General features: G+C 61.8%; 10 protein-coding genes, 1 pseudogene and 1 riboswitch. Of the genes and pseudogenes, 7 read left to right on the top strand and 4 right to left on the bottom strand.

From position 1 onward, the window contains the following. Positions 1-22: 22 nt before the first annotated feature. Complete coding sequence (locus BT125_RS23630; RefSeq protein WP_072410907.1) at positions 23-1,879, bottom strand: DUF1302 domain-containing protein; 1,857 nt, start codon at positions 1,877-1,879, stop codon at positions 23-25. A gap of 331 nt (positions 1,880-2,210) precedes the next feature. Beyond that, positions 2,211-3,893, bottom strand: a complete 1,683-nt coding sequence (locus tag BT125_RS23625) for a fatty acid--CoA ligase (protein WP_072410905.1) — start codon at positions 3,891-3,893, stop codon at positions 2,211-2,213. A 269-nt stretch (positions 3,894-4,162) separates the two neighbouring features. Between BT125_RS23625 and BT125_RS23620 the strand changes: the two genes are divergently transcribed. Together BT125_RS23620 and BT125_RS23615 are read left to right on the top strand one after the other, a co-directional pair. Then, on the top strand, positions 4,163-5,071 hold the full coding sequence (locus tag BT125_RS23620; RefSeq protein ID WP_072410903.1) for a glycosyltransferase family 2 protein: 909 nt from the start codon (positions 4,163-4,165) through the stop codon (positions 5,069-5,071). A gap of 2 nt (positions 5,072-5,073) precedes the next feature. Next, positions 5,074-5,691 (top strand): CatB-related O-acetyltransferase, encoded by a 618-nt coding sequence (locus tag BT125_RS23615; protein WP_072410902.1) that lies wholly within the window; start codon positions 5,074-5,076, stop codon positions 5,689-5,691. Positions 5,692-5,735: 44 nt separating this feature from the next. Here BT125_RS23615 and BT125_RS23610 read toward each other — a convergent pair whose 3' ends face one another. Continuing rightward, positions 5,736-6,365 (bottom strand): LysE family translocator, encoded by a 630-nt coding sequence (locus BT125_RS23610; protein ID WP_060739142.1) that lies wholly within the window; start codon positions 6,363-6,365, stop codon positions 5,736-5,738. 148 nt (positions 6,366-6,513) lie between these two features. On the opposite strand from BT125_RS23610, the gene BT125_RS23605 reads away from it, so the two are divergent. The 3 genes from BT125_RS23605 to BT125_RS23595 all read left to right on the top strand — a co-directional run bounded on the left by BT125_RS23605 (position 6,514) and on the right by BT125_RS23595 (position 9,369). Next, positions 6,514-7,479, top strand: coding sequence for a 2-hydroxyacid dehydrogenase (locus BT125_RS23605; RefSeq protein ID WP_072410900.1), 966 nt, complete (start codon positions 6,514-6,516; stop codon positions 7,477-7,479). 45 nt (positions 7,480-7,524) lie between these two features. Continuing rightward, a complete protein-coding gene (locus BT125_RS23600; RefSeq protein WP_072410898.1) occupies positions 7,525-8,523 on the top strand; it encodes a class I SAM-dependent methyltransferase in 999 nt (332 codons plus the stop codon). Positions 8,524-8,573: 50 nt separating this feature from the next. Continuing rightward, a riboswitch (yybP-ykoY riboswitch) is annotated at positions 8,574-8,694 on the top strand. A 90-nt stretch (positions 8,695-8,784) separates the two neighbouring features. After that, on the top strand, positions 8,785-9,369 hold the full coding sequence (locus tag BT125_RS23595; RefSeq protein ID WP_072410896.1) for a TMEM165/GDT1 family protein: 585 nt from the start codon (positions 8,785-8,787) through the stop codon (positions 9,367-9,369). Positions 9,370-9,465: 96 nt separating this feature from the next. Here the strand turns inward: BT125_RS23595 and BT125_RS23590 are convergent, their stop codons facing one another. Then, the gene (locus tag BT125_RS23590) at positions 9,466-10,281 is read right to left on the bottom strand and encodes a M48 family metallopeptidase (RefSeq protein WP_072410894.1); all 816 of its coding nucleotides are present in this window, start codon (positions 10,279-10,281) and stop codon (positions 9,466-9,468) included. 218 nt (positions 10,282-10,499) lie between these two features. Here BT125_RS23590 and BT125_RS30090 point away from each other — a divergent pair. Together BT125_RS30090 and BT125_RS30085 are read left to right on the top strand one after the other, a co-directional pair. Continuing rightward, positions 10,500-11,780: pseudogene (locus BT125_RS30090) on the top strand (HAMP domain-containing protein); the annotation flags it as partial. A 15-nt stretch (positions 11,781-11,795) separates the two neighbouring features. Further along, positions 11,796-12,638 (top strand): methyl-accepting chemotaxis protein, encoded by an 843-nt coding sequence (locus tag BT125_RS30085; protein ID WP_370873798.1) that lies wholly within the window; start codon positions 11,796-11,798, stop codon positions 12,636-12,638. Positions 12,639-12,717: the final 79 nt, after the last annotated feature.

Genomic DNA, 12,717 nt, shown 5'->3' with positions numbered 1-12,717 from the left:
GTGTCGTCCTGAAATACGGTGCTTAGAAGGTCACGCCGACGCTGAGCGCCAGGAAGTCACGATCGTCCACAGTGCTGAAATCGCCACCAAAGAAGTTGGTGTAGGCCAGGCTGGCGTTGTAGGTGTTCTGGTACTCGGCATCCAGCCCGAGGCTGACGGCTTTGCGGCCTTCCTCGAAGTTGCCGCCAGGGCCCGGCGAGTAACCCTTGACGTCATGGGACCAGGCCACGTTGGGCTTGAGGTTCACGCCGGCGAACACGTCCGGGTATTCCCAGATGGCGCGAGCGCGGTAGCCCCAGGACGTGGAGGTGGTGAAGCCGTCGTTGTTGCAGTTGCTGTTGACGTCGTTGATGGTCTGGCCGCCCCCCGCCGCAGTAGACGTATTGAGCGAGTTGCAGAAGCCGTTGGGCAGCTCACCCGGCCCAAACACCGGATCACGGCCATAACGAGCGTCGGATTTGCTTTCCAGGCCACCGACATGGGTTACCCCGACTTCACCTACCAGGGTCAGGCGGCTGGCGCCCATGACTTGATCGAGGAAGTGCGTGAAGGTGGTCTGGAACTGAGTGATCTCTTTACGGCGATAACCATGCAGGTCTTGACCCGGCGTGCCCTGGAGCACCGATGCATCACCAAATCCGGGAAGTGGCGTCACACCGGCGAAAAGAATGTCAGTGGTGCTCAGTTGCACCGGTGCATTCGGCCGATAGCTGATCTCACCGCTCCACGCCGTGCCGGTGGGCAGTGTCGTGGAGAAACTCAGGCCATAGAGACGGATATCTTCCGGGTATTCGACGAAGTAGTTGGAGTTACCCGCAACGATCAGAGGACGCAGTGCCGCGATGGGCCCCGCGGTGTAGAACTGCTGCGCAGCGCCTTGGGCACTGAAAATCGGTGCACGGCTGTGGTAGTTCATGAAGTAGGCACCGAACTCGGTGTCCAGCGGTTCGAACATGTATTTCAACGATGCGCCCCACTGGCCGCTATCGCGGGCATCGCGGTCCGGGCCACGACGTACCAGCACGCCTTCTTCGTTGATATCGACACCCTGGCCTTCCAATATTGGAAGAATGACGCCCGGCAGCGGAATGGTCGAACGCTTGTTCAGCACCCGCAGGTTATCGGTGCAACCGTCGGCAATCACATCCGGCTGGGAGAAGAACGTACCGCAGTTATCCACCACGGTCTGGTCCCATTCAATCTGATAGAACGCCTCGGCCGACAGGTTGTCGGTCAGGCTCTGGGACACGTAGAACATGTTGACCGGGATCAGGCCTTCCTTGATCTCGGCGCCAGGACGACGGAACGCGGACACGTCGACCGGGTTGATGGAGTTGATGCCGCCCTGGATGAACGTACTTTCACCCCAACTGACCACTTGCTTGCCCAGGCGCACGGAGCCTGGCTGATCGGCAATGGCATAGTTGTGGTAGACGAACGCATCGAGGATCTGCCCGCCGGAGGACTTGGCGCCTTCCTTGCGGTTGCTGTCGCTGATGTCCTTGTACAGGCGGTGTTCGTCCTTGAGTTCGAAGTCGTACCAGTACTTGCCGCGCACGAACACGCCGGTATCGCCGTACTTCAGTTCCAGGTCATGGATGCCCTTGAAGATCTTCGAGAAGGTTTCCCCTCGCTTGAAGTTCAGGTGACCGTCGTCGGAGGTCTGCGACAAGCCCTTGCCGCCATTGTTGACACCGATCAGGTCTCGGTTGGCCTTGGCCGTGGACCAGCTCGCGCCGACCGACAGGGACGAGTCGAACTGGCCTTCGATTTCACCGATGTTGAAACTGACGCCGAATGCTGGCCCGGCGAGCGAAGAGGCGAGACTGACCGCCAGAGGCAGTTTTGCCCGGCGCCAGAACGTGGTTGCTGAGGTCATCGACGCTACTCCATGTGCATTATTGTTATGGCAATGGACATTTCAAAAACACCTCGGCGGCAGGGAGCGGCAGCGTCCCGACATACGCCGAAGTCGCATCGCCCTTTCGTGCGTGCGCCCCGTTCTTGAGAATCCGTGAGCGGACTATAGCCAGCAGGTAGTACGGCTTGATCCCTCTAAAGTGTGATTTGCAGCCCGCGACCACTCTGGAACAGTCCTTTCGCCAGGCCGACAGATGCCGGCACGGCAAGGATGGCTGAAATTTGCGGTTTGACAAGGCAAGCGCTTGCTTGGTGGGGCTGCCGTGCCCTTTCGGGCACGGCAAAAAGGCCTAAAGCGTGGACAGGAAGGTGCTGTTGTTGCTCTGCCATTCGGTGATGTCGATGCGGATACGCTTCTTGTCGAGCTTGCCGACGCTGGTCTTGGGAATTTCCGTAACAAGGGCGATCTGGCTCGGGATTGCCCACTTGCTCAAGTGCCCCAGCTCGACGAACGGCTTGAGGTGTTCCTTGAGTTCGCGAGCCCCGATCTCATGCCCTTCTCGAATCACCAGCAAGGCAAACGGCCGCTCGCCCCACTGCGGATCGGGAATGCCGACCACTGCTACTTCGCGTACCGCCGCATGACGGCTGATGAGGTCTTCCAGGTCCAGGGAGGAGATCCATTCGCCACCGGTCTTGATCACGTCCTTGATGCGATCGCGAATGTCGATGAAGCCCATGTTGTCCAGCGTGGCGACGTCGCCGGTGTGCAGCCAGCCGCCGGCCCAGAGCTCGGCGCCCTTCTGTGGCTCGTTGAAATAGCCCTCGGTGAGCCACGGCGCGCGCAGCACCAGTTCGCCCTGGGTCTCGCCGTCGGCCGGCAGGAACCGCCCCTCGGCATCGACGATCGCCGCCTCCACCAGCGGCCCCGGCACGCCGGCCTTGATCCGATAGGTGGTGCGCTCGTCCTCGCTGCCGGCCATCAATTCGTCGTTGAGGTGGGCGCAGGATACCAGTGGGCCGGTTTCCGACATGCCATAGGCGGCAGTGAGCTGGATGCCCCGCGCCTTGGCCGCTTCGTACAGGCTGCGATTCAGGGCGCTGCCGCCGATGACGATCTTCCAGCCGCCGAAGTCGGTGTCCTGGGCGCCCTTGGCATTGAGGACCATTTGCAGGATGGTTGGCACGCAATGGGAAAAGGTGACCTTTTCCTTGCGCCACAGCTGGACCAGGAACTCGGGATCGTAGCGCCCCGGGTAGACCTGCTTGAGCCCGAGCATGGTCGCCACGTAGGGCAGGCCCCAGGCATGGACATGGAACATCGGCGTGATCGGCATGTACACGTCGTTGGTGCCCAGCAGCCGCACGCTGTCGATGGCCCCCATGATGGTCGCCACGCCCATGGTGTGCAGCACCAGTTGCCGATGGGTGAAGTACACGCCCTTGGGGTTGCCCGTGGTGCCAGTGGTGTAGAACGTGGTGGCGACGGAGTTTTCGTCGAAATCCTGGAAGTCGTAGGTGGGCGCCGCGGCGGCCAGCAATTGCTCGTACTCACCCACCAGGTTCGGCAGGTCGGCGGTTTTTTCCGGCAGGTCGGTCAGCAGCAGGGTCTTGTCCACGGTGGTCAGGTGCCCGGCTATCGCCTGGTACAAGCCGACGAACTCGCTGTTGACCAGCACGAAGCGGTCCTCGGCGTGGTTCATGGTGTAGACGATCTGCTCCGGTGACAGGCGCACGTTGATGGTGTGGATCACCGCGCCGATCATTGGGATCGCGAACATGCATTCCAGGTAGCGATGGCTGTCCCAGTCCATCACCGCCACGGTATCGCCGGCCTTGACCCCCGCCTCGGTCAACACGTTGGCCAGGCGCGCGACCCGTTCAACCAGCGTCGGATAGCTGTAGCGCAACTGGTCACGGTAGATGATCTCGCGGGTTTTCTCGTAACGCGTGCCGGACATCAGCAGCCGCTTGATCAGCAGCGGGTATTGATAGGCGCCTTCGGCGGGAGGAATAACGCGAGTCTGCAACATAAGAGTCCCTTTTCTGACTGCACGGTCTTGGCTGGAAGCAAGCACTCTAGAGCGCTTATACGCGGATCAAATCAGCCAAAGGAATGATTTGATCCGCGCGCAAATACTAGCCTTGAGCCATCTCGCACCCAGGTTTCGCAAGCATTGCGCAACCAAACCTTGTCAGATCGGGATCCAACAGCGAGCATAGGTGTCACGCCTGTTACAAAAGCCTGCGGGGAAATGCCCTGGCAGGTCTCCAGCATGCCACCACTTTTTGACAGAAAATAATGAACACCGAACTGACCTCTTCCCAGGCCACCGCGCCTCTAGGTGCGCCGCTTGTGTCGATCGTGGCCCCTTGCTACAACGCCGGGAAGTACTTGGAAGAAGCGATCCACAGCCTCTTTGCCCAGGATTACCGGAACGTTGAGGTCATCGTGGTCGACGACGGCTCCACCGACGACAGCCTGGCCATGCTCCGGCAGTTGCAGCAAACCTACGCTTTCCAGCTCTACTCCCAAGAGAACCAGGGCGTGAGTGCGGCACTCAACCACGGGCTGAAATATGCCAAGGGCACGTACGTCGCCACCCCGGACCTTGACGATGTGATGCTGCCCCATTCGATCAGGGTCCGTGCCCAGTACCTGGACGAGCATCCGCAGGTGGGCTGTGTCGGCGCGCTGATCATCTACATGGACAGCGATGGCCGGACCATCAAGGAGCAACAACGCGACCACATCCAGGTGCATACCTTCGATGACCTGCTGCGCAACGCCGCGGTCATCGGCGCGCCCGCGGCCCTGTATCGCATGAGCGCCCTGCGGGACGCCGGTTTTTATGATCCGCAGCTAAGGGTCCAGGATTTCCAGATCACCCTGCGGATCGCCCGCCAGGGTTATGAGATCCATGAACTACCGATCTGCGTCACGCGCTATCGCCGCCACCCCAATAACCTGTCGAGGAAATACCGCTTGATGCTCAAGACGGACCTGCAGGCCATCGAGCCCTATCGGGATCACCCCGCCTACCAGTCGGCCCGTACGGTGCTGGTGCACAAAGCGCTGAAGTACGCCGTGGTCGAGGATCGGAAAGAAGCCTGGCAGCTGTTGCGCAGCATCCCCTGGCGCCACTGGAACAAAACCAGTTTCAAGCGCTTCAAGCGGCTGGCCTTGCGATTGCCGATGACAAGGTCCTAACCATGAAGTTCTTGCAGAAACTCAAGGAACGCAAAGTACGAAAGCACCTCAAGGGCCTGGAAAAACTCGAACGAGCGCCGGAAAAAATCCGTCTGCGTTATCCGAAATACCAGGTCGGGGTGGGCACGTATGGCATTCCCGAGGTGATGGAGTTCGGCGACGACACGGTCCTCAAGGTCGGTTCCTATACGTCGATCGCCGAAGGGGTGAAGATCCTGCTGGGCGGTGGACATCGCACCGACTGGGTCAGCACGTTTCCATTCCCACTGATGATCGATGAAGCCCGGCACATTCCCGGCAGCAACCCGACCAAGGGTGACGTGGTGATTGGCAGCGACTGCTGGATCTGCGCTGACGCGATGATCCTGTCGGGCGTGACCATCGGCCATGGCGCCGTGGTCGCCGCCGGCGCGGTGGTGACACGCGATGTCGAGCCCTACGCCATGGTGGGCGGCAACCCGTGCCGGTTCATTCGCTGGCGCTTCGAGGAGCCGGTGCGTCAGGCCCTGCTGGAGTCGGCCTGGTGGGAATGGCCGATGGAAGAGGTCAAGGCGGTGTCACCCCTGCTGTGCAGTGACAACATCGACGCTTTTCTGGATTACGCCCGCCAACGGCATTGATCGCCCCAGCCGCGTGGAAGCGATCATAGGAGAGCGCGCAACGGTCAGTGCGCCTCGGTAAACGCCAGCTTCACCCCGATGGCGACGAGCACCGCGCCCATGGTCCGGTCGAACCAATGGCCCATGCGCGCGAAACCGGCGCGCACCCGTTGCTGGCTGAACAACAACGCCACCAGGCAGAACCAGACCGCCGTCGCCACCGCCAGGTACACGCCGTAACCGGCCTGGATCGCCAACGGCGTATGGGGGTTGATGACCACGGTGAACAGCGACAGGAAAAACAGCGTCGCCTTGGGGTTCAGGCCGTTGGTGACAAAACCTGAAATGAACGCGCCGCGGGCGGTCCGCTCGCCGACTTCCTTGTGCAGGTTTTCCTCGGCCGGCTTGGCCGGTTGCGCCCGCAGTGCCTTGAAGCCGATGTACAGCAAGTACGCGGCAGCGGCCCACTTCAGCGCGTTGAACAGCACGATCGATTGCGACACGATCAGGCCAATGCCCAGCAACGAATAGCCCACGTGCAGGAAAATCGCCGTGCCGACGCCCAATGCCGTCCAGGTTCCGGCACGGCGGCCATGGGTCACGCTTTCACGCACCACCACGGCAAAATCCGGCCCGGGGCTGGCAACAGCCAGCAGGTGGATCAGGGCGACGGTGAGGAATTCGGTGAGGTACATGGAAGCTCCTTACGACAATCTTTTGTTGGATGAAGTCCCGTGTCGAGGGGGCTTGCTCCCTCGCCACGGGTGTTCGGCGCCAGGGCCGCATTCATCTGATAGGCTCGCCACATTACGCCTTCGGTTCTTGACATAAAAGGTACAGCTGATGACAAACACCGCCCGCGCCGTTTTCCTCGACCACCCTTCCCTGGACCTCGGCGACCTGGACCTGAGCCCGTTGCGCAGTTGCTTCGGCGAACTGCAACTGTTCGCCCGGACCACGCCGGACCAGGTCATCGAGCGGCTCAAGGGCGTCACTGTGGCAATCACCAACAAAATCGTGATCGATGCCCAGGCCATGGCGGCCAGCCCTGAACTGAAGCTGATCCTGATCAGTGCCACGGGCACCAACAATGTCGACCTGGCGGCCGCCCGTCACCACGGCATTACGGTGTGCAATTGCCAGGGCTACGGCACGCCCTCGGTGGCCCAGCACACCCTCATGCTGTTGCTGAACCTGGCGACGCGCCTGGGCGATTATCAAAAAGCGGTGGGGGAAGGTCGCTGGCAGCAGGCTTCGCAGTTCTGCCTGTTGGACTATCCGATTGTCGAGCTTCAAGGCAAGACCCTGGGCTTGCTCGGCCATGGCGAGTTGGGCAGCGCCGTCGGGCGGCTGGCCGAAGCTTTTGGCATGCACGTGCTGCTGGGGCAGATCCCGGGGCGCCCGGCCCGCCCCGACCGCTTGCCGCTGGAGCAATTGTTACCGCAAGTCGATGCCCTGACCCTGCACTGCCCGCTCAACGAGCACACCCGGAACTTCATCGGTGCCCGCGAACTGGCGCTGCTCAAGCCCGGCGCATTCGTGGTCAATACCGCCCGTGGTGGATTGATCGACGAACAGGCCCTGGCCGAGGCACTGCGCAGCGGTCACTTGGGAGGCGCCGCCACCGACGTGCTCAGCGTGGAGCCGCCGACCCAAGGCAACCCGCTGCTGGCCGGCGATATCCCACGGTTGATCGTCACCCCACACAACGCCTGGGGCAGCCGCGAAGCGCGGCAACGGATCGTCGGCCAAATGAGCGAAAACGCCCAGGGCTTTTTCAGCGGTACAGCGCGGCGTGTCGTCAGTTGATAAACTGCCGCACTTTTTTTTACCCGCTTTATCAAGGAGCAGACCATGGATCCGCGCAGTGAAGTACTGCTTCGTCAGGCCGAGTTATTCCAGGGTTCGGTGTTGTTGGCCGGCCTGCCCGCCGACGATTTGCTCGGCCGTTTGCCAGAAGCCCATGGTTGGTGCTGGCATGCCGGCGATCAGGCGGCGCTGGACGCTCGTTTTCCCGAGCGCAGCCACTTTGGCGTGACCGTGCCCGAGCGTGCGTTCGACACCGCTGTGGTGTTCCTGCCCAAGGCCAAGGACCTGACCGACTACCTCCTCAACGCCGTGGCGGCGCGCCTGGCCGGACGCGAGGTGTACCTGGTGGGGGAAAAACGCAGCGGCATCGAAGGGGCGTCCAAGCAGCTCAACCCGTTCGGCAAGCCGCGCAAGCTCGATAGCGCCCGGCACTGTCAGCTGTGGCAGGTCACTGTCGCCAACGCGCCTACGGCCAAGCCCCTGGAAAGCCTGGCCCAGACCTACGAACTGCCCCTGGCCGAAGGCCCGCTGAAGGTCATCAGCCTGCCGGGGGTATTCAGCCACGGTCGCCTGGACCGCGGCAGTGCGCTGCTGTTGGAACACCTGGATAAACTACCCAGCGGGCATCTGCTCGACTTCGGCTGCGGCGCCGGGGTGCTGGGGGCGGCGGTCAAGCGGCGCTATCCGCACAACACCGTTACCCTGTTGGACGTGGACGCATTCGCTGCCGCCAGCAGTCGCCTGACCCTGGCCGCCAATGGCCTGGAAGCGGAGGTACTGACCGGTGATGGCATCGACGCCGCACCGATGGGTTTGAGCGCGATCTTGAGCAACCCGCCGTTCCATGTCGGCGTGCACACCGATTACCACGCCACGGAAAACCTGCTGCGAAAAGCAGCCAAACATCTGAAAAACGGTGGCGAACTTCGGCTGGTCGCCAATAGTTTTCTCAAGTACCAGCCGCTGATCGAAGAGCATTTGGGCGTCTGCGCGATCAAGGCCGAAGGCCAAGGCTTTCGCATCTACCGGGCCAAGCGTGGTTGAAATTTTTTAGGAAACAGCACTTGCTCAATCGGATTTGCCTAGGCAGAATCCGCTCCGTCCTAGGGGAGTAGTCTCCCGCGAGCGCCATGCTCGCCCGGCATACGTCAACATACTTGGTCAGCAGACCATGGCGTATGCGGCCCAAGCGTCCACGCAGATGGTCGCTGGGTTTGACAAGACCTATGACACGCACACCTTACCCGGGGCGGGAAGGCTGTACGTGTCATAGCCGTGTCGACCCGCCCCTTTAGGAAATCCCTGATGCTGGACTCACTCCTCGTACCTACGGCGATCGTTGCGCTGGCCGAAATCGGCGACAAGACGCAATTGCTCGCACTCATCCTGGCGGCTCGCTTTCGCAAACCCTGGCCGATCATCGCCGGCATCGTTGCCGCGACCCTGGCCAACCATGCGGCAGCCGGCGCGGTCGGGGCCTGGGTCAGCGGTTTTTTCTCCAACGCGGTCCTGCACTGGATATTGGCGGCCAGCTTCACGGCCACGGCACTGTGGACCCTGGTCCCGGACAAACTGGACGATGAAGAAGCCAACACGGCCCGCCGGTTCGGCCCGTTCCTGACCACACTGATTGCGTTCTTCCTGGCGGAAATCGGCGACAAGACCCAGATCGCCACGGTGATGCTCGCCGCGCAATACCCGGAGTTGTGGCTGGTGATCATCGGCACCACCGTGGGCATGTTGATTGCCAACGTGCCGGTGGTCCTGGCGGGCAATTTCGCCGCCGAAAAGCTGCCCCTGACCCTGATTCGCCGCCTGGCCGCCTCGGCGTTCTTCGTCCTGGCGATCGTGGCGGTGTACAAGGCGATGCAGAGTAGCGGGTGGGTTTGATACCGCGTCATCAGCCTCGCTCCCACAGAGGCTACAGATCATTGTGGGAGCGAGCTTGCTCGCGATGAGGCCGACAGCCTCACCGCATGACGATGCTTATTTCTTGGCTTGCTGATACAGCGGCATCACCTTAGGAATCGCCGCTTGCAACGAAGCGATACGACTGCTCGACGACGGGTGGGTGCTCATGAATTCCGGCGGTGCGCCCTCCGAAGCCTTGGCCATCTTGTTCCACAGGGTGATCGCCGCATTCGGGTCGTAGCCGGCACGGGCCGCCAGTTCGAGGCCGATCAGGTCGGCTTCGTTCTCGTTGCCACGGCTGTTGGGCAAGGTCATGCCGTAGTTGGCGACGGTGTCGGCCAATGCCAGACTGTCCTGGCCAAGGCCGAACAAGGCACCGGCGCCCTGCTTGGCCATCTCGATGCCATAGGCCTTGGACATCGCTTCGCGCCCGTGCTCGCGCAGGGCGTGGGCGATTTCATGGCCCATGATCGCGGCGATTTCAGCGTCGGTCAGCTTCAGTTGGTCGATCAGGCCGGTGTAGAACATGATCTTGCCGCCAGGGCCGCAATTGGCGTTGAGTTCATCGCTCTTGATCAGGTTCACTTCCCAGTTCCACTGGGCCGAATCCGGGCGGAACACCGGCGCCTGGGCAATCAAGCGGTCGGCAATGACCTGGATGCGCTTGGCATCGTTGCTGGTCTTGTCCAGCGCACCCTGGGCTTTGGCCTCGCCCATCGTCTTTTGATAGGACTGGGCGTACATCTGGTTGACCTGGTCGGTCGACAGCATGCTGAACATGTACTGCTTGCGCTCCACACCCACGGCTCCGCCGCTGGTGGTGTTGACCGACTGGCAACCGGCGAGCAGCAGCGCCGCGCTCAGAGCACTCACCATCAATGTCTTGTTCATGTAAAAGAAGCTCCCTGGAAACGTGGGCGTATCCTAGGCCTTGATTTGTATCGGCGCCAGATACACAACGAGGGATTAGCGTTTTTTCGGACAGATCCCACCGCATCCATTTGCGACACCCACGCAGCTATTAGAGTCACCCGACGAACAGCGTCTCATGCCGCACCACAGAAACGCCGATAAAGATCCCAGACGTCATTTCCGCGTCCGGAGACTTTATGAAATTCAAATCGATCCAGTTTTCCGTGGCCGCCCTGGCCGGCGCCATCGTGCTCAGTGTGGTTGGCGCCCTTGTGCTGTACGCCCTGTTTGCCGGCGCCCGCACCCAGGAGATGGTGCAACAGCGCACCAAGGCGCAGTTCGAGCAACTCATCGAACAACGCCTCAGTGCCCTGGCGCGCACCCAGGCCAGCCTGATCCAGCGGGAACTGGAAGCACCGCTGCTGCTCGCCCGCGGCCTGGCCACCACGAACGCCTTGATGGGCATCAACGGCGCGGACGGCAACCCGCAACTGAAGGTGCCCCGCGAGCAGATGATCAGCCTGCTGCGGGAAACCGTGGTGCGCAACCCGAAGATCCTCGGCGCCTACATCGCCTGGGAGCCGAACGCCATCGACCACGACGACGCCAACTATGTGAACAGCCCGGTGGTGGGCATGGAAACCAACGGGCGTTTCCTGCCGTGGTGGTTTCGCAACCAGGATGGTTCCCTGGGCCTGGAAAAACTCGCCGACGTGACCGACCAGAAACTGCTCTCCACCGGCATTCGCGCCAGTGAGTACTACCTGTGCTCCCAGGACAGCAAGAAAGCCTGCGTGATCGACCCGGCGCCCTATCGCGTCGGCAGCACGATGACCATGCTCGCCTCGTTCATCGAACCGATCATGATCGATGGCAAGTTCCAGGGCATCGTCGGCGCCGACCTGTCGGTGAACTTCATCCAGGACATGCTCGTGGCCGCCGACGGCAAGCTGTACGACGGCGCCGGGGAAATGGCCCTGCTCTCAAGCAACAACCGGCTGGTGGCCTTCACCAAGGACCCGAGCAAACTCGGGGAAAAAGCCGCCGACCTGCTGGATGCCAGCGAATTGGACAACCTGGCCAAGCTGGGCGTCGGCGAGGTGCGCTACGACATCGACGAAGAACACGGGCATATCGAGGTGTACATGCCGTTCGGCATCGGCGAGACCAACGCCCGCTGGACGCTGATGCTGCAGTTGCCACTCAATGCGGTCATGGCCGACCTGCAAGCCTTGCAGCAAGACCTCGACCATCAGCGCCAGGCCGATATCTTCGGCATGGCGATGGTGGGACTGGTGATCGCCGGCATCGGCCTGCTGGTGATCTGGCTGGTGGGCCATGGCATTGCCCGGCCGCTCAAGCAAATGGTGGCGATGCTCGATGACATCGCCCAGGGCGAAGGCGACCTGACCCGTCGCCTGGTGAGCGACCGCGCCGATGAGCTGGGGGCGATCGCCAGGGGCTTCAACACCTTCCTGAGCAAATTGCAGGGCATGATCACCCAAGTGGTGACCTCGGTGCAGAGCGTCAGCGATTCATCGGAGCACACGGCCGATATTGCGATCCGCACCAATCAGGGCGTGCACAAGCAAATGTCCGAGATCGATCAGGTCGCCACTGCGGTGCACGAAATGACCGCCACCGCCCAGGACGTGGCCCGCAACGCGACCCAAGCGGCCCAGGCCGCCAGTCATGCGGACCAGGCCGCCAGCCAGGGCATGCAGATCGTCCGGGATACCTCCACCTCCATTGGTGCCCTGGCCGTGGAAATCGGCAAAGCGGTGGGTGTGGTGCAGACCCTGGCCAAGGACAGCGAGAACATCAACGCGATCCTCACCGCCATCCGCGGGATCGCCGAGCAGACCAACCTGCTGGCCCTCAACGCGGCCATCGAAGCTGCCCGGGCCGGTGAGCAAGGCCGTGGTTTCGCGGTGGTCGCCGATGAAGTGCGCAACCTGGCGCAGAAGACGCAGCAGGCGACCGAAGAAATCCAGGCGATGATTCAGCAGCTGCAACAAGGCACCCGGGACGTGGTGCGAGTGATGGAAGACAGCCAGCACCGTACCGATGAAAGCGTGCAGCACGCGGCGAAAGCGGCCCAAGCCCTGGAAACGATCACCCAGGCCGTGTCGGTGATCAACGACATGAACACCCAGATCGCCAGCGCCGCCGAGGAACAAAGCGCTGTGGCCGATGACATCAACCGCAACGTGATCAACATCGGGCAAGTGGCGAACGAAGTGGCCAGCGGCGCCGACGAATCCAGCGCGGCCAGCGCCGGGCTGACCAAACTGGCGGAGCAGCAGCGGCGGTTGATCAATCAGTTCAGGGTCTGATCCAAAGGCCCCATCGCGAGCAAGCTCACTCCCACAGGGGAATGCGATCACATGTGTGAGCGAGCTTGCTCGCGATGGC

This window comes from Pseudomonas sp. NFACC04-2, from assembly GCF_900119265.1.
Classification (GTDB): Bacteria; Pseudomonadota; Gammaproteobacteria; order Pseudomonadales; family Pseudomonadaceae; genus Aquipseudomonas; species Aquipseudomonas fluorescens_AA.
This window is presented reverse-complemented; position numbering and strand designations above follow the sequence as displayed.

What these genes read in the sequence shown, in the direction of transcription:
- BT125_RS23590 (WP_072410894.1), bottom strand. Translation starts at nt 10,281, where the DNA reads ATGAACAAGACATTGATGGTGAGTGCTCTGAGCGCGGCGCTGCTGCTC.
- BT125_RS23600 (WP_072410898.1), top strand. Translation starts at nt 7,525, where the DNA reads ATGGATCCGCGCAGTGAAGTACTGCTTCGTCAGGCCGAGTTATTCCAG.
- BT125_RS23620 (WP_072410903.1), top strand. Translation starts at nt 4,163, where the DNA reads ATGAACACCGAACTGACCTCTTCCCAGGCCACCGCGCCTCTAGGTGCG.
- BT125_RS23630 (WP_072410907.1), bottom strand. Translation starts at nt 1,879, where the DNA reads ATGACCTCAGCAACCACGTTCTGGCGCCGGGCAAAACTGCCTCTGGCG.
- BT125_RS23595 (WP_072410896.1), top strand. Translation starts at nt 8,785, where the DNA reads ATGCTGGACTCACTCCTCGTACCTACGGCGATCGTTGCGCTGGCCGAA.
- BT125_RS23625 (WP_072410905.1), bottom strand. Translation starts at nt 3,893, where the DNA reads ATGTTGCAGACTCGCGTTATTCCTCCCGCCGAAGGCGCCTATCAATAC.
- BT125_RS23610 (WP_060739142.1), bottom strand. Translation starts at nt 6,365, where the DNA reads ATGTACCTCACCGAATTCCTCACCGTCGCCCTGATCCACCTGCTGGCT.
- BT125_RS30085 (WP_370873798.1), top strand. Translation starts at nt 11,796, where the DNA reads ATGATCACCCAAGTGGTGACCTCGGTGCAGAGCGTCAGCGATTCATCG.
- BT125_RS23615 (WP_072410902.1), top strand. Translation starts at nt 5,074, where the DNA reads ATGAAGTTCTTGCAGAAACTCAAGGAACGCAAAGTACGAAAGCACCTC.
- BT125_RS23605 (WP_072410900.1), top strand. Translation starts at nt 6,514, where the DNA reads ATGACAAACACCGCCCGCGCCGTTTTCCTCGACCACCCTTCCCTGGAC.